The organism is Dermabacter sp. HMSC06F07 (assembly GCF_001807345.1).
Taxonomy (GTDB): Bacteria; Actinomycetota; Actinomycetes; order Actinomycetales; family Dermabacteraceae; genus Dermabacter; species Dermabacter hominis.
Genome location: NZ_KV788574.1, coordinates 1 through 15,298 on the forward strand (window position 1 = coordinate 1; position 15,298 = coordinate 15,298).

General features: G+C 63.1%; 13 protein-coding genes and 1 tRNA gene. 3 read left to right on the forward strand and 11 right to left on the reverse strand.

From position 1 onward, the window contains the following. Positions 1 to 135: 135 nt before the first annotated feature. The 6 genes from rbsK to HMPREF3157_RS02195 all read right to left on the reverse strand — a co-directional run bounded on the left by rbsK (position 136) and on the right by HMPREF3157_RS02195 (position 5,494). A complete protein-coding gene (gene rbsK / locus HMPREF3157_RS02170; RefSeq protein WP_070435413.1) occupies positions 136 to 1,095 on the reverse strand; it encodes a ribokinase in 960 nt (319 codons plus the stop codon). Next, on the reverse strand, positions 1,092 to 2,144 hold the full coding sequence (locus HMPREF3157_RS02175) for an aldose 1-epimerase family protein (RefSeq protein ID WP_016663709.1): 1,053 nt from the start codon (positions 2,142 to 2,144) through the stop codon (positions 1,092 to 1,094). Before HMPREF3157_RS02175 ends, rbsK begins: the two co-directional genes overlap by 4 nt. Next, positions 2,141 to 3,532: an L-fucose:H+ symporter permease gene (gene fucP, locus HMPREF3157_RS02180; protein WP_016663708.1), complete on the reverse strand. Its 1,392-nt coding sequence runs from the start codon at positions 3,530 to 3,532 to the stop codon at positions 2,141 to 2,143. The genes HMPREF3157_RS02175 and fucP overlap by 4 nt, the downstream gene beginning before the upstream one ends. A 32-nt stretch (positions 3,533 to 3,564) precedes the next feature. Next, positions 3,565 to 4,218 (reverse strand): deoxyribose-phosphate aldolase, encoded by a 654-nt coding sequence (gene deoC, locus HMPREF3157_RS02185; RefSeq protein ID WP_070435414.1) that lies wholly within the window; start codon positions 4,216 to 4,218, stop codon positions 3,565 to 3,567. An 82-nt stretch (positions 4,219 to 4,300) separates the two neighbouring features. After that, the gene (locus HMPREF3157_RS02190) at positions 4,301 to 5,302 is read right to left on the reverse strand and encodes a sugar-binding transcriptional regulator (protein WP_070435425.1); all 1,002 of its coding nucleotides are present in this window, start codon (positions 5,300 to 5,302) and stop codon (positions 4,301 to 4,303) included. 101 nt (positions 5,303 to 5,403) lie between these two features. Next, a tRNA-Ser gene (locus HMPREF3157_RS02195) sits at positions 5,404 to 5,494 on the reverse strand. A gap of 185 nt (positions 5,495 to 5,679) precedes the next feature. Here HMPREF3157_RS02195 and HMPREF3157_RS02200 point away from each other — a divergent pair. Then, a complete protein-coding gene (locus tag HMPREF3157_RS02200) occupies positions 5,680 to 7,863 on the forward strand; it encodes a S9 family peptidase (RefSeq protein WP_070435415.1) in 2,184 nt (727 codons plus the stop codon). Positions 7,864 to 7,870: 7 nt separating this feature from the next. Here the strand turns inward: HMPREF3157_RS02200 and HMPREF3157_RS02205 are convergent, their stop codons facing one another. The 5 genes from HMPREF3157_RS02205 to HMPREF3157_RS02225 form a co-directional block, all read right to left on the reverse strand. Next, positions 7,871 to 8,725 (reverse strand): MetQ/NlpA family ABC transporter substrate-binding protein, encoded by an 855-nt coding sequence (locus tag HMPREF3157_RS02205; RefSeq protein WP_081976413.1) that lies wholly within the window; start codon positions 8,723 to 8,725, stop codon positions 7,871 to 7,873. Between the two features lie 152 nt (positions 8,726 to 8,877). Beyond that, the gene (locus HMPREF3157_RS02210; protein WP_210386254.1) at positions 8,878 to 9,582 is read right to left on the reverse strand and encodes a methionine ABC transporter permease; all 705 of its coding nucleotides are present in this window, start codon (positions 9,580 to 9,582) and stop codon (positions 8,878 to 8,880) included. Then, the gene (locus tag HMPREF3157_RS02215; RefSeq protein WP_016663702.1) at positions 9,579 to 10,592 is read right to left on the reverse strand and encodes a methionine ABC transporter ATP-binding protein; all 1,014 of its coding nucleotides are present in this window, start codon (positions 10,590 to 10,592) and stop codon (positions 9,579 to 9,581) included. Before HMPREF3157_RS02215 ends, HMPREF3157_RS02210 begins: the two co-directional genes overlap by 4 nt. Positions 10,593 to 10,691: 99 nt before the next feature. Continuing rightward, positions 10,692 to 12,794, reverse strand: coding sequence for a hypothetical protein (locus tag HMPREF3157_RS02220; protein WP_070435416.1), 2,103 nt, complete (start codon positions 12,792 to 12,794; stop codon positions 10,692 to 10,694). 73 nt (positions 12,795 to 12,867) lie between these two features. Then, complete coding sequence (locus tag HMPREF3157_RS02225) at positions 12,868 to 13,365, reverse strand: nucleoside deaminase (protein WP_070435417.1); 498 nt, start codon at positions 13,363 to 13,365, stop codon at positions 12,868 to 12,870. A gap of 70 nt (positions 13,366 to 13,435) precedes the next feature. Here HMPREF3157_RS02225 and upp point away from each other — a divergent pair, with 70 nt between their 5' ends. After that, positions 13,436 to 14,074, forward strand: coding sequence for a uracil phosphoribosyltransferase (upp, locus tag HMPREF3157_RS02230; protein WP_016663699.1), 639 nt, complete (start codon positions 13,436 to 13,438; stop codon positions 14,072 to 14,074). A 404-nt stretch (positions 14,075 to 14,478) separates the two neighbouring features. Then, positions 14,479 to 15,252: a winged helix-turn-helix domain-containing protein gene (locus tag HMPREF3157_RS02235; RefSeq protein ID WP_070435418.1), complete on the forward strand. Its 774-nt coding sequence runs from the start codon at positions 14,479 to 14,481 to the stop codon at positions 15,250 to 15,252. The last annotated feature ends 46 nt before the right edge of the window (positions 15,253 to 15,298 follow it).

Sequence of the window (15,298 nt, forward strand, 5' to 3'; positions counted from 1 at the left end):
TCGTGGCCCACACCATAAAACAACCCAAAAAGCCGCTCATTTGACTCGGTTTTAGGGCCTTAGGTCACATAAAAGACGGGGACTACGAGCCGGCCGCCCGTAGTCCCCGCGGGTTTACGAAGGGGTTCTTCGTCGCTACGCCTTCTTCTCGTTGGCCGCGCCCGGAAGGTTCACCTCGGCGATGTCACTTGCCAGGCGGCCACGGAAGTCCTCCCCCGTGGCGTAGGACGTCTGAGTGCCGTGCCGCGTCACGGAGTCGGAGGCATACAGGCGCGCCATGCGCATGGCATATTCGATGTCTCCGGTTTCAACCCAGTAGTGGGAGAAGCACCCGATGAATGCATCACCCGCACCCGTGGTGTCGACTGCACCAACCGCACGCCCGTCAACGTAGGTCGAGCCGCCCTCGTGCACCCACACGGCACCCTTTCGGCCGAGGGTCACGATCACGTTGCGAATACCGACGTTGAGGAGCACCTGAGCAGCCTTCAGCACATCGTCCATGTCGTCGACGGGCATACCTGACAGGAGCGAAAGCTCCGTTTCGTTCGGCACGACGAACTCGGCCCCACGGATCTTGTCGAGGCGCAGCTCGGGGGATGCCGGTGCGGGGTTGACGAGAACGGGGATTCCGAGTTCGTTACCGAGCTCGATCGTGGAGTACACGGTCTCCAGCTCGATCTCGAGCTGAAGCATGATGAGGCTGCACTTCGCAATTTCCTCGCGTGCATTCTCCACGTCTTGCGGGGTCAGGTGCGCGTTCGCCCCTTTGACGATGATGATCGAGTTTTTCGAATCAGGATCAACGAAGATTGGGGCCACGCCACTCGTCGCCTCGGTCGTGAGCACGTGGGTGGTGTCGATGCCGTTGTCCTGGAAATTCCGGATCGTGTTCTCGGCAAAGATGTCGTTGCCGACCCTCGTCACCATGGTGACGTTCGAGCCGAGCCGCGAGCACGCAACGGCTTGATTGGCACCTTTACCGCCGCACCCCATTGTGAAGTTCGGGGCTTCGACGGTTTCGCCCTCGGCAGGCATGCGGTCGATGTACGAGATGAGGTCAACCATGTTCGACCCCACGACAGCGATGCTCACGACAGTTCTCCTTCGTCAAGTGTTTCGTTCTCGGCAAGTAGCCCGGTCCTCACGCAGAATTCGCGCGTTTGTCCGGCTTCCAGTTGGATGAGCGTCCCCTGGGCCTGTGCCGCCTTGAAGCCTTCCGGGCGAGACGTGCCGGGGAGCACGAAGGCGGCGACCTTCTGATCAGGATTATGGAGGATCCACCGCGTGGCCGTGGAAAACTCCTCGCTCGAAAATTCCGTCGCGAACCGAGGCCCGGAGGGCAATGCCAGTTCGCAGTACACACGTTCGCCGTATTGCGCGAGGTCGTCAGCGAAGTACACGATCTCTGGATCGAAGGCTTCGGCGCCGTGCAAGGAGTCTGCGTCGACGTCCCCTCGCGTGATGCTGGCGTTAATGGCCTCCCATGCCGGGGTCGGTGTCACGTGTGCGGGAACCGTGGACCTCAGCTTGAAGGCGCCCTCGGGGAGGTTTTGCGACATCTGCCCCTCCGGCACGAAGGCGTAGTTCATGTGGCACATGTACTGGAGAGGCATCGGTTGGTACGCAGACAGGTTCGTGACAGCCATGCCGATGTCGAAGATCGCGCTGTCCTTTCGCAGTGTCACGCGAGGCTCCGCCCGGTAGTGATGCCCAAAACCTTTGACGTATTCGCCGACGGAGACGAGCGAGAGAGCGTCGTCGTCAATGTCCAGGCGGGCGCTCGCCATCGGCAGGCACGGGAATTCTCCGTGCAGCGGATGGTCGTCCTCGGGGCTCGGGCACCCGTTAGCGAGCAGGCCGGAGTGGAAAGCGAAGCACCCGTAGGTGTCCACGATCTCGCGTGCCGGCATGGGCTGCTCGAACATGTTGGTCATCGTGAGGTCGATGCCGTCGAACTCGGCTCCCCAGATGATCTGGCCCATGAACGGCAGGATCTCCAGCGAGCCTCGCGAGTTTCGAAGGGTGATGGAGGCGATGCCGTTCGGGTAGCGGAATGCTTCTACGGTGAACGACTCGTTCGCGCAGAGGGTGTGCGGACTCTGCGGAAACTGCGCCTCGCTGAGCGGGATTGTCAGGGTCATTTCGTTGCCTCCGTCGTGAGCGATTCCTTGTGGGAAGACCTGTACTGCGCAACAAAGTAGATGAAGATCGCGAGGAAGCACACGAAGTTCACGATGAAGCTGAAGCGCATCGAGCCCGTCGAATCGGAAATGAAGCCCTGGACGACGGGAATGACCGCGCCGCCGATGATCGACATGACGATGATGGCGCCGCCCGTTTCGGTGAAGCGCTTGTCTTTGATCGTGTCGAGGTTACGTGCGTAGATCGTTGCCCAGCCCGGACCGAGGAGTGCGGAGGCGACGATCGCCGCGTAGACGCTCGTGAAGTTCGGCGCGAGAACGATGTAGAGGATCGTGATCATGCCGAGGCCCGAGTAGATGAGCAGCACGACGTCCTCGTTAATCTTGGTCATGAGAACGTTGGCGATGATCTTGCCGATGAAGAAGGCGATAAACGTGGCGATCAAATAGTTCGCGGCGGTCTTCTCATTGAGCGAGTGGTCGAGATTGAGCGCGAGTCGAATCGTAAACGACCACAGAGCGGTCTGCATGCCAACGTAGAAGAACTGGGTGATGATGCCGCCGATGAACATCTTGTTCTTCACCAGGTAGGCGAGTGTTTCGCCGATGGAAGCTTCGGCCTCTTTCGCGTCGCTATTGAGCGGTTTGCAGTGCGGGTACTGCGTGATCGCAATAAGCACGACGAGGACGACGAGGATCGCGAGGATGATCTTGTAGGGGCCGAGGGTTCGACCGAGTGCGGCTTCGGTGATCTCCATACGCGCGGCTTCGGAGCCTGCGGCGGCGATGCGGTTGTGGAGAGCATCTCCGTCTTCAAAGACGAGGAACTTGCCCATGACGGCGCCCGACAGGAACCCCAGCGCGGTGAAGGTCTGGGAGATGTTCAGGCGAAGCGTCGCGTGTTTTCTATCGCCGATGAGCGAGGAATAGGTGTTGGCGGACGTCTCCAGGAAGGAAAGGCCGATGGCGATCGCGAACAGCGAGGCAAGGAACACGGTGTATGTCGCCATCGTCGACGCGGGGAAGAAGAGCATGCAACCCGCGATGTACACCGTGAGGCCGATGAGGAGGCCGGTCTTGTACGAGGTGCGTCGAATGACGCGAGAAGCGGGAATCGCGATGACGAAGTAGCCGCCGTAGAACGCCGACTGCACGAATGCCGAGGCAACGTCCGAAAGGTCGAAGACGGCTTTGAATTGCGTAATCAGGATGTCGTTCATGCTCGCCGCGGCGCCCCACATAGGGAAGCAGATCGACAGCAGAATGAATTGGAAGATTGGGGTTTTCGTCAGATACCCGTCGCGCAGCTGTCGGGTCGGATCTTTGATGAGCCCCCAGCTCGTGTTAGGAATCCCCTGGTCGACGTTCGTCGTCTGTGGTGAAGTCATCGGTGACCTCCTCTTTCGTCAATTGTGGTGTGTTAGTTGCCCTGCGCGGTCAGGAGAGCGGCGCCTGCGGAGGATCCGATGCGTGTTGCGCCCGCGGCGACCATCGCGTCGAGGTCTGCCGCTGTGCGAATGCCGCCTGAGGCCTTGACGCCCATGTCGGGTCCGACGGTCTCGCGCATGAGTTGAACCGCGTGGGTGGTTGCTCCCCCGCCCGCGAATCCCGTTGAGGTCTTGACGAAGTCGGCGCCGGCAGCGCGCGCGGCGGTGCACGCCGCGACGATCTCGTCGTCCTCGAGGACGCATGTTTCAAGGATGACTTTGACGATTCGCCCCTGAGCCGCCTCGACGACTGCGCGAATGTCGTTCTCGACCGCGGCCCAGTCGTGGGCTTTTGCGGATGCGAGGTTCATGACCATGTCGATCTCGTCAGCCCCGTCGTCGACTGCGGTGCGAGTTTCGTAGGCCTTCACGGCGCTCGTGTGAGCGCCCGAGGGGAAGCCAACGACTGTGCACACGTGCACGTCACTCCCCTCGACCAGGCTCGCTGCTTGTGCAACGTAGGTGGGGCTCACGCATACCGAGTAGAAGCGGTTATCGCGCGCATCGCGGCAGAGAGCCTCGATTTCGTCAGGCGTTGCCGTGGGGGCCAGGAGAGTGTGGTCCACAATCTGGTTCGGTGTAGTCATGCTCACTCCTTTGTGTGAAGAGAGCACTAGGTTAGGGACGCGCGCGCACCGTTCGGGAGGCTGAATTGGCACATTTGTGCCATTAAGGCTCGGCGATTGGCGAATCTGCGCGGGTTCGCTGACGGTCCTCGCTCATGCGCACAAGATCGTGTGCCGTGTCGACGTCGGTCACGAGGTGGTTCGCGTACCTGTTGGCGAGGATCGCATCCATGGCGGCAACCTTGTCAGGCCCACAGGCCACGAGGACTTTCTGCTCGACGTTGCGGAGCGTTGCTAGCGGGAGACCCGAGGTTCGCTGATTGACGATCGGCTCGCATATCCGCGCATCGGCATCGATGAAGTGGCCGCATATGTGCCCAACGGACGTACACTCGATCCGCGCACGTTCGTCTTCACTCAGCGTGTCCGGCTGGCGCGCCATGAGTGCGTGCGCGCTGCTGGTGCTAAACACGGTGATGCGGCACGCGTTCTGGGCGGCGCGCACCGCCCTCGCCTCGGGGGTGCGCTCACTCTCGAGCTTGTCACTGAGGCTCGAGTAAATGTGCGGGGTGCGCGCGGCCACGGTCTCCCACCCGAGCTCCCGTTCAATGTGCTCGCGGGCGGATTCCCACGCCGCGAGGTCGTGCGCCGAATCGTCGCTGCCGTTGAGCCCCACGATTCTCACGCCCCGGGTTGCCGTGCGCCGGAACCCGCGCGCAACTTCGCACGTCGTCTGCGACCACCACATCCCGAGAGTGTCGGAGACCTGCACGAGCCCTTCGAGGAGTTCGGCACCCGCGTCACCGAGTGCATGGCGTTTATCCATGGGACCGCGGCCCACCGGCACCACGAGGCGCAGGCTCGAGAGATCGTAGGCGGCGTTGAGCGCTCCGTACAGTTCCGTGTCCATTTCCCTTGGATCTCGAATCACCGTACGAACGAGCCCCTTGCGTCGGGCAGTCGAGAGAAGCTTCGACACGGTCGCGCGATTAACGAAAAGACGCTCGGCGACTTCGGCTTGCGAAAGTCCCGAATAGTAGAGCTTGGCCGCATCGAGGGCGAGTCGATCCCTCACGGTCAAACCGTGACGATCGGTTCTGGCCATTTCTCGCCACCTCGTTGTCGCGCACGAGCCGCCGCTCGCACTCCGGGCCGGAAGAACAAACGAGCCGCAACCCCAAAGCTTGAGGCTACGGCTCGTTTTCGTGGCGGTAGCGGCGGGATTTGAACCCGCGGTACGGGGTTGCCGTACACAACATTTCGAGTGTTGCACCTTCGGCCGCTCGGACACGCTACCGCGAAACACTTTACCGATTCGTCGCCTGGCGTCAAAGTTGAGGCTACCTGGTGGGAGGCAGGTCACGTGACAGGCGGGAGAAACGACTCGCGAAGCGGACACCGAAGGAGCACGAGCGCAAGGCCCTCGGTACGCAGCTCGGAACGCGCAGGTCCGACGGCTGAGGCCCCTATAAGGTTGTGCCTATGACTGACAACACTTTCATGAAGCCGCCGGTACCGGCGAAGAAGCCCATCGAGCGCACGCATCACGGCGACACGGTCGTCGATAACTTTGACTGGCTGCGCGACAAGGAAAACCAGGAGGTCCTCGACCATCTGAACGCCGAAAACGCCTACGCTGATCAGATCCTCGAGCCGCTTCACCCGCTCCGCGATCAGATCGTCGCGGAGATCAAGAACCACACGCAGGAGACCGATAGCTCGGTTCCGTTTCGCGATGGGGACTACTGGTACATCTCGCGCACGCGAGAGGGCGACAACTACCCGCGCTTTAGCCGCATCGCCCTCGCGGATAGCCCCGAGCGTCCCGTCATCGATGCCGAAAACGACGAACTGCTTCCCGGCGAGCACGTGTATCTCGATGCACAAGCACTCTCGGAGGGCACGGAGTTTTTCCAGCTCGGCGGCATCACCCTCAACGACGAATCGAACCGCCTCGCCTACAGCGTGGATACTTCTGGCGGCGAGGTGTATGCGCTTCGCATCGTGGACCTCGCTTCGGGCGACGTGATCGACGATTCCGTCAAGGACGTTGCCTACGGTCTCGCGTTCTCCCTCGACGGCTCGGAAATCGTCTACGCCAAGAATGATGAAGCCTGGCGTCAGTGTGAAATCTGGGTCCACGAGATTGGCAAGCCAGCGTCGGAAGACCGCCTTCTTTTCCGCGAGGACGACGAGAAATTCACCACCTACGCGGGCGCGAGCCGCAACCGCAAGGCTCTCATCATCGAGACGGCCTCACGCGTCACCGGCGAGGCCCTCGTGACCTCCCTTGAAAGCCCGATTCAGGAACCGCGCTCGGTCGCGGGTCGCGTCGAAGGCGTCGAGTACTCGGTCGAGCACGCGGACGATCACTACCTCGTCATTCACAACCGCGACCACAAGGGCTTCGCGCTTGCGCGCCAGGAGCTCGACGCGAGCGGCGCCGAGGCGCAAGAAACCTGGCGCGAGATCCTCGCCCCCGCAGAGGGCGAGCGCATCGAGGGGGCCGACGCTTTCGAGAGCCACGTGGCGATCACGATGCGCGCAGCGGGTCTCCCGACCGTCCGTGTACTGCAGCGCGATCAGGTGAGCGGCGATCAAAGTGCCGAGAGCAGCACGGGTTGGGACACTGCCTCCGCTTTTGACATTTCGCACGGCGGCGAACTCGATGCCGTCTACCTCGCGCACAATCGCAATTGGGACGAGGAGACGATCCGCTACACGCTCGACTCGATGCTCACGCCTACGACCGTCGCGCAGATTCCCGCATCGGGTGGCGAACCGGAGATCCTCAAGGAAACCCCTGTACCGAACTTCGATCGCACGAAGTACGTAGAAAAGCGCCTGTGGGCGACGGCCCACGACGGCACGAAGATCCCGATCTCGCTCATGGCACGCGCCGATATTGAGCCCGACGGCACGAACCCCGGTTTCCTTTACGGCTACGGAAGCTACGAAGTCCCCACGGATCCGATGCTTTCGGTGTATTGGCTGAGCCTCATGGACCGCGGCGTTGTTGTCGCGATCGCGCACATTCGCGGCGGAGGCGAGATGGGCCGCGAGTGGTACGAGAACGGCAAGAAGCTCGCGAAGAAGAACACGTTCAGTGACTTTGTGGAATCGGCGCAGTTCCTCGCGAGCGAAGGCTGGTTCGACAAGAACCGCATCGCAGCAAATGGCGGAAGCGCGGGCGGCCTGCTCATGGGCGCGGTCGCGAACCTCTCCCCCGAAACGTTCCGCGTGATCGTCGCAGGCGTGCCGTTCGTCGATGCGCTCACGACGATCCTCGACCCGAGCCTCCCGCTCACCGTCGGCGAGTGGGAAGAATGGGGCAACCCGCTCGAGGATCCCGAGGTGTATCAGTACATGAAGGAGTACACGCCGTACGAGAACATCCAGGGCGTGCAGTACCCGGCGATCCTCGCGACGACGAGCCTCAATGACATCCGCGTGTTTTATGTCGAGCCCGCGAAGTGGGTTGCGCGCCTTCGCGAGGAAACCCGCAACTACGAGGGCGGAGAGGCGATTCCCGCGCGCCCGATCCTCTTCAAGTGCGAGATGGTCGCCGGCCACGGCGGGCGCTCGGGGCGCTACGCCAAGTGGGAGCAGCGCGCCGAGGAATACGCCTTCGTACTCGATCAGCTCGGGGCGACCGAACTGATCTAACGCCCTCTTAGAAAGCGGGGATGACGGAGCCGTCGGTGTAGGTCTTCTCGATGAAGGCCTTCACCTCGGCCGAGTGCAGGAGCTCTTCGAGCTTCTTGAGATGCTCGTTACCGTCATCCTCGCTTCGCCATACGAGGAGGTTCGCGTAGGGGCTGTCTTCCCCTGGCTCCAGGAAAAGCGAATCCTTGTTGGGCTTCAACCCCGCCTCGAGCGCGAAGTTTCCGTTGATGACGGCCGCGGCGAAGTCACCGAGCGAACGGGGAATCTGACCGCCCTCGAGCTCGGTGAACTTGAGGTTCTTGGGGTTCTCCTTGACATCCTCGGGCTTGACGAGAGCGTCCTCGGGGGCGTCACCGAGCGAGATGAGCCCCGCCGATTCGAGAAGCCTCAGACCACGCGCGGTGTTCGCGGGATCGCTGTTGAGCGCGATCTCGCCGCCCTCGGCGATCTCTTCGACGCTCTTCGCCTTCTCCGAGTACAGGCCAAGAGGCTCGATGTGCACGCCCTTGCCGGCCGTGAACTTGTAGCCGTTTTCTTCAATCTCGTTCTTGAGGAAGTTCGGGGTCTGGTAGAAGTTCGCGTCGGTGTCGCCCGCCTCGAGGTCCTTGTTCGGCAGGATGTAGTCGGTGTATTCGACGATCTCGATGTCGAGCCCAGCGTCTTTCGCGAGCTCGTCCTTCACAAACTGAAGAATCTCGGCGTGAGGAACGGGGGAGGCTCCGACCTTGAGCACGGAGTTGGGGCCCGATTCACCCTTCTCCCCACCGGTGCCCGGGGAGTTCGACACGCATGCGCTCAGCAAGCCAATGCCCGCGAGTCCGGCGGCGGAGGTGAGGAGGGTGCGGCGGTTGAGGTTCGTCATGATGGTCTCCTTAGATGATCTCGTGTGGCACTAGCCTGCCCCGGGCGACGTACCTGGCGCGAGAAATGTGACGTTTCGTGACAACAACGTGCGTGGCGGGATCGGTTGGGCGGGTCCGACGTCGGACTGCCCCGCAGTGAACCCGCGTGCGCCTAGCCCTTAGCTCGGTGATCGACCGCCCGGGACGCCCAGTCCCCCACGACTTGAACGATCACAACGAGGATGACGAGGACGACGACGGTCGTGATCATGACCGTGTCGTTGTAGCTCAAGTACCCCTTGCGGAAGGCCAGGTCACCGAGGCCACCGGCGCCGACGGTGCCCGCCATCGCGGTGTAGCCGACCACGCCAATCGTTGTCGTGGTGATGCCGGCGATGATGCCGGGAAGCGCTTCAGCGAGCAGCACATGCCGGATCACCTGGAATCGGCTGGCTCCCATCATCTCGACTGCCTCGAGCTTGCCGGCCGGGATTTCCCTGAGCGCGGTTTCAACGAGTCGCGCGAGGAAGGGAACGGCGGCGATCGTGAGGGAGATGATGGCGGCGTTTGGCCCCGTTCCTCGCCCGACGATCGCCTTCGCGAGTGGCAGGAGGGCGATGATGAGGATGACGAAGGGGAAGCTGCGCAGCACGTTCACGATGAAGCCGAGCACCTGATAGGCGAGTCGGGCAACGCGGCCGTGGGCACGCGAGAGTTCAAAAAGGCCGATCCCCAGGGGAATGCCGATGACGATGCTCAGTGCCATGGTCCACGCGACCATGTAGATCGTGAGACCCGTGTTGATCCACAGCGAGTTATTCGTGCTCGTCGAGGTAAAGATCGGGTCGGAGAAAAACTCCTGGAACCACTGGGTCACGGCTGCACCTCCGCGGCGACGATGTTGTTGTCTGCGCAGTCCTTCACAAACTTGGCGAAGCCCGGCGCACTGATGGGACTGTTATCGGCATTGCGGAGCGCAAGCTGCACGCGACCGATCTGCTGCCCCTGGATGGTTTCGATCGACGCGGCGACGACCTCGGCGAGGGCGTCGTGCTCCTCGGTGAAGCGCACGATGTCGTTCACGTTGTTGACGACCGGCGATTTTCCGTAGTCCAGGTTGACGATCTTCGCATCGACACCCGTGGGTGCCGGCGGGAGCGGAATGAGCTCTTTGGCGAGTCGGCCGAAGGGGTCGGAGGCGACGTCGAGGAGCGTGCCAGTCTGCACGATCGCGCCGTCCTCGAGGAGAGTCACGTGGTCGCAGATTTCGCGTACCGCGCTCATCTCGTGGGTGATGAGGAGGACCGTGATGCCGAGGCGGCGGTTGAGGTTCTTGATGAGCGCAAGAATCTGCCTGGTCGTTCCTGGATCGAGTGCGCTCGTGGGTTCGTCGCACAGCAGCACCTGGGGTCGTGCCGCGAGGCCGCGTGCGATACCGACGCGCTGAATCTGCCCGCCGGAGAGCTGAGATGGGTAGTTGTTTTCGCGGCCCTCGAGTCCCACGAGAGTGACGAGCTCCGCGACGCGTTCGCGAATCTCGGCGCGCGGCCAGCCGGCGATCTCGAGGGGGTGCGCGATATTGCGTGCGGCCGTGCGCGAATCCAGCAGGTTCGCGTGCTGAAAGACCATGCCGATCTTCCGTCGGGCCGTTCGCAGCTGAGGACCGTTGAGCGCGGCGATGTCGGTGTCGCCGATCCGAACGGTCCCGCTCGTGGGCTTTTCGAGCCCCGTGAGGCAGCGAATCAGCGTCGATTTACCAGCGCCGGAGCGGCCGACGATGCCGTGGATCTCGCCTTCGGCGACATTCAGTGAGATGCCGTCGAGGGCGCGAACCTCGGCACCGCCGGTTCCGGGGAAGACTTTCGTAAGGCCGTCAAGTGTGATCACGCGCTCCAGTATCCGTGAAACGCGGCACGAAGGCAGATGTCAGTTCATGAAAGGACACACAGTTCACACGTGCCGGCCTTGGCCGGGGCGCGCAGACGCCTACTGGCCCTGGGGCGGCTGCTGCTGACCCTGCGGGTCGTGCTGCCCGTAGCCGTAGGCCTGTTCGGGCGTGAACCCGGGCGCCTGCGGAGCACTCGGCTGCTGGACATACTGCGGAGCCTGGTTCTGCTGCGAATAACCCTGATGCGGAGCACTCGGCTGACCCTGCTGGTAACCCTGCCCGCTCGGCTGCTGACCGTACTGCGGAGCCGGATTCTGCTGCGAATAGCCTTGCTGCGGAGCAGTCGACTGGCCCTGCTGGTAACCCTGCTGCGGGGTGCTGGTCTGGCCCTGCTGGGCCTGTTGCCCGAAGTTCTGCGCCTGGTTCTGCACGTTCGTCGCGAGGGCAGCGAAGTCAACCTTTTTCTGCTGTACCTCGGTTGCGGGATACTCCTCGTTCGCACCGTGCTGCTTGTGCACAAAACCGCCCACGACGGCGGGCACAAACGCTGAGTAGAACGGGGCGATAAAGCGGGAAATGACCTCGATCAGGATGCCCACGATTGCGGCGATGAACGGCGTCGCGAGGCTCACGCCCGCGTGCGCTTCGCCCTCGAAGTTCGCGAGGCCTGCGGATTCAAGCACGTCGCGTGCGCCGCTCGCGTCGTAGCTCGAGTTGAGGGTCGCGAAAATGATGCCGATGACGCTCAGCACGAAGAACATCGCGGGAAGTGCGGCCCACGAGGTCACGGTCGCGAGTGTGTTGCCCTGCACGCGGTGACGGGACTTCGCCCACACGCCAGCGAACACGAACATCAGGAGGAAAACGAACGGGATCGCGGGGACGATCATCCACCAGTGAGGGAGGGTGAACACCGAAACCATGTCGCCATCCTGGCTAATCAGGAGTCCAGCGTAGGGACCCAGACCGAAGGCGTAGTTCACTGGCGAGAAGGTCGCGAGGCCGAAGTAGGTGAAGAGCACCGTCAAGAGCGTTGCCGGGAGGGTGAGGACGAGCATCACGAGCATCTTGAGGCTGTCACCGAAGTGCCCCTCATTGATGGCGGCAATGAGCACAACGGCCACGGCGCACACGAGGCCAACGATGGCGGCTGTCGCGGCGTAGAGGAGTGCGAGCTTTGCCGCATCGAGGCATTCGCTCACGAGCGGCCACTTCTTCGGGAGGGCGCGAACGCTATAGCGACCCGCGACGAGCGCAAGGGTGAGAAGCACGAGAATTGCGAGGAACGGAAGGATGCCCGCGGCGTGCACGCTCATGTTCATCTCGTACTTCACGCCGTAGCTGTCGGCCTTCTCGCTCGCGCGCACGGCAAGCGCCCATGTGAGGAGGGTGGAAATGGTGGCCACGAGGAAGCTCGAGGCCGCCGCCTGGACCCAGATCGCAACTGCGCCTTCGTTCGGCTTGCGCTTCGCGATGAATCGACCCGCGAAGAAAGCGCCGCCGAGTACAGCCGCAAGAACGAGGAAGGGCACGAGCCCCAGACTCGAATACAGGGAGAAGGCCGCGTCTTCCTCCCCACCCAGGTTCCCCTTCACGGTGACGTGGCTCGTGTACGAGCCGAGGAATGCCATCGAAACTACCTGGAAGGGCGCGCCGAGGATATAGAGAAACTCTGGCGTGTCCGGCTTTATCTCACCGGCGACGGCCATTCCTGCGGGGCCGCCCTTCGGGTCAGGAATAATGCTCGGCGTGTCCAGCACCATCGAGCCGAGGAGAGGAAGCCCCACGACGATCGCGGCAACGATAAGCCCCGCCGCGTACGAGGCGAAAGCTGCGCCGAGCGTCGGCAACGGGTTGCCGATGAACGATGCGACCTGGCCAAACTGTTTGCCGGGATGAGGAGCCTGCTGGCTGGACTGACCTTGCCGGTTCTGCGGGGACTGCTGGAACTGCCCGTTGGGCGGGAAACTCTGCGAAGCCTGCTGGCTCTGCGGGAAGCCTTGCGGGGCACCCTGCGGGGTGTACTGAGGCTGCTGGCCCTGCCCGCCTTGCTGGAATTGGGGCGCCTGGTACTGGGGCGCTTGGCCAGAGCCCTGGTGGGCGTTCGGCGCCGGCGGGGCCGACGGTGCCGAAGGCGGAAGATCGGAGTTGGCGCTTGGACCGGAACCCTGAGACGGTCCCTGGTGCGGAGTGTTCGTCATGTCATGTCCTTGCTCGTGGGCGCACACGCACGGTCACCGCGCGTCTGTAACGTGCATCATCGTACGGGACTTTCTACCCTGCGCGCAGCCCCTTGCGCCGCTCGCGCAGGTCGCGGAAGAAGCCGCGCAGCATCTGTGCGCATTCAATCTCGCGCACGCCAGTCGTGAGCCGCACGCGATGGTTGAGCCGTTCCTCGCGAACGAGATCGTAGAGCGATCCGGCAGCCCCGGCTTTCGGATCCATTGCGCCGACGACGAGGTGCTCGATACGTGCGAGGACAATCGCTCCCGCGCACATCGTGCAAGGTTCGAGGGTGACGGCGAGCGTGCAGCCGGTCAGGTTCCAGCGGCCGCGAACGCGGGCTGCTTCGCGCAGAGCGAGGATTTCGGCGTGCGCGGTTGGGTCTTCGTCCGCTTCCCGACGGTTGCCGGCGCTCGCAATGAGCCTTCCCTCTTCGTCGTACACGGCTGCGCCGATGGGAATGTCACGGCGCGGCGGCGTTGAGGCGGCGCGCGCTTCGTCGATCGCGGGCTGCATGAGCTGGTCCAATTCGGGAACCGGGTGTGTCATGCTCGCCTCGCTTTCAGTCTCGGGCCCTGGGGCCGCGGCGGATCGGCTCTCATCGTAATAGGCTGGCCTCATGCGCGTATTGAACATTGACCACCCGCTCGTTGCCCACAAACTCACCGTCCTCCGCGACAAGAACACCCCGAGTTCCGTTTTCCGCCAGCTCGCCGACGAGCTCGTCACTCTCCTCGCTTACGAGGCGACGCGCAATGTCGCCGTCGCACCCGCTGAGGTCGAGACGCCGGTCGCGACGACGATCGGCAGTAAGCTCACGGATCCAAAGCCCATGGTCGTGCCGATTCTCCGCGCGGGCCTCGGCATGCTCGATGGCATCACTCGCCTGCTGCCGACGGCCGAGGTGGGCTTCCTCGGCATGGTGCGCAACGATGAAACTCTCGAAGTCACCACGTACGCGAACCGCCTTCCCGACGACCTTACGGGCCGCCAGTGCTTCGTCGTCGACCCGATGCTCGCGACGGGCCACACCCTGATCGCGTCCGTGAACTACCTTCTCGAAAAGGGCGCGCGCGACATCACGTGTGTCACTCTCCTCTCGGCACCCGAGGGCATTGAGACCATGGAGCGCGAGCTCGACAAGAGCGCCAACATCACGGTCGTGACAGCGGCGATCGACGAAAAGCTCAACGAGAAGAACTACATCGTTCCCGGTCTTGGGGACGCGGGCGATCGACTCTTCGGGGTCGTCGACTAGGCCTCGCATTTTCCTTCCGCACGGCGCCGGCGCGGCGCGCGTTCACATGTGCTTCCTCCACCGAAGTGTTTCAGTATGTGAACGCCCACTTGCGCCGGCGCCATTCGTGTTTCACACTGGTGGCATGAATCTCCATGCCGCATCGAGCATCAGCGAGGGGACCGCTTCGGTCTCCCGTTTCATGATGCGCGGCATGATGATGGACATGGCGATGTCCATGATGCAGGGTCAGCCGCGCCTCTAAGCGCACTGCGGAAAGCCGGCTGACAGGAGCCGGCCACTGGGCGTGGGCTCCAGGTGCCCACCGGGAGCACGCCTCGCACGCGAGTTCATCTCACTCCCCCGCGAGATCCCGGATTCCCATTCTTTTCGCGCCGCGCGGCGCCGCATCCTGGAGAATCGCCATGACAGTTGCTGTTGATCGCCCCCTAACATCCACCTCGACCCGCACGGTGAGTATCACGCTCACCGTTGACCTGCCCGCCTCGAGCGACCCTCGTGAAGCGACGCTGCTCGCAGATTCGCTCCGCTCCCACGCCCTCACGCTCGCGACTGCCAAGGGTGGAACCGCGCGCGTTCAGGTGACGTCGGAATCTTCGCCTCGCCCCACCCGCTTCACGGCCGTGCCGGGCCAGAGCGCGAGCGCCTCCATCCCGCCGCGCCCCGCCGGCAAACCTCAGGCTCTCCGCCCGCGCAAGGCCGGGGTCGTGTCGCCGAATGCTCCCGCCCGCCGCGATGCCGAGGCCGCGCGGCTGCGCCTGATCCAGTCGCGCCTCGTCAGCCCGGTGAGCGCGCCCGGGCCCGTGAGCGCACTTAGCCCGGCGAGCCCTTCGCTTCCCGGGGGCGCTGCTGGCGCTCTTCCCGCTCAGCCGTCTCTTGTGATCGACCTCTATGGCCGACGCGTCAGGATCGACGGTGAGGATGTGGACCTCACTCATCGCGAGTTCGAACTGCTCGCGCATCTTGCACGCAATGCTCGCTGCATCGTTTCGCGCGGCGAACTCATGAGCGAGGTGTGGAGCTCGGCGGGCAGCGATGCGGGCGAACGCACAGTTGACGTGCATATTCGCCGAGTGCGCAACAAGCTTGGCCGCTACCGGAAGCTCATTTCGACGGTGCGTGGTTCGGGCTATAGGCTCGAGCTTGGAAGCGATGTTGCCCTCCTCGGCACGAAATAACGGGCGAGAAGTGTGAAACAGACGAACGGACCGGAGCGCGCACAAA

Coding starts and splice junctions, on each gene's coding strand:
- HMPREF3157_RS02200 (WP_070435415.1), top strand. CDS start 5,680: ATGACTGACAACACTTTCATGAAGCCGCCGGTACCGGCGAAGAAGCCC.
- fucP (WP_016663708.1), bottom strand. CDS start 3,532: ATGACTTCACCACAGACGACGAACGTCGACCAGGGGATTCCTAACACG.
- HMPREF3157_RS02235 (WP_070435418.1), top strand. CDS start 14,479: ATGACAGTTGCTGTTGATCGCCCCCTAACATCCACCTCGACCCGCACG.
- HMPREF3157_RS02175 (WP_016663709.1), bottom strand. CDS start 2,144: ATGACCCTGACAATCCCGCTCAGCGAGGCGCAGTTTCCGCAGAGTCCG.
- HMPREF3157_RS02190 (WP_070435425.1), bottom strand. CDS start 5,302: ATGGCCAGAACCGATCGTCACGGTTTGACCGTGAGGGATCGACTCGCC.
- upp (WP_016663699.1), top strand. CDS start 13,436: ATGCGCGTATTGAACATTGACCACCCGCTCGTTGCCCACAAACTCACC.
- deoC (WP_070435414.1), bottom strand. CDS start 4,218: ATGACTACACCGAACCAGATTGTGGACCACACTCTCCTGGCCCCCACG.
- HMPREF3157_RS02205 (WP_081976413.1), bottom strand. CDS start 8,725: ATGACGAACCTCAACCGCCGCACCCTCCTCACCTCCGCCGCCGGACTC.
- HMPREF3157_RS02220 (WP_070435416.1), bottom strand. CDS start 12,794: ATGACGAACACTCCGCACCAGGGACCGTCTCAGGGTTCCGGTCCAAGC.
- HMPREF3157_RS02225 (WP_070435417.1), bottom strand. CDS start 13,365: ATGACACACCCGGTTCCCGAATTGGACCAGCTCATGCAGCCCGCGATC.